Below are 237 nucleotides of genomic sequence, written 5' to 3'. Positions count from 1 at the left end.
CGTCGTCCCCCCGGGTAGAGCACACCGACCTGACGGGCTTGAAGGAGTCGTCGTCGTCGCCGTAGTATTCCCCGTCGTACCAGCCCTCGAACTCGTCGTCATCAAGCGTCTGGCTGGACTCGTGGGCACAGGCGGCGGTGGCAGAGTGATCCCCGGCGTCGCACCCGCGGCGGTCGTCGTCGTGGAAGGGGCCGGGAGTGGAAGCCAGGGGAGGGCAGTATTGTGTGGCGCCCTGGC

Annotated in this window: 1 protein-coding gene; it reads right to left on the bottom strand. The window is 68.4% G+C overall.

What is annotated here, in order from left to right:
* Positions 1-237, bottom strand: a 237-nt coding sequence (locus IEQ44_RS17480; RefSeq protein ID WP_227487717.1) for a hypothetical protein, incomplete at both ends; no start/stop codon positions are given.

Source organism: Nocardioides malaquae (assembly GCF_015070385.1).
Classification (GTDB): domain Bacteria; phylum Actinomycetota; class Actinomycetes; order Propionibacteriales; family Nocardioidaceae; genus Nocardioides; species Nocardioides malaquae.
Note: the sequence above shows the minus strand (reverse complement) of the source record. Positions and strands in the feature narration are given on the sequence as shown.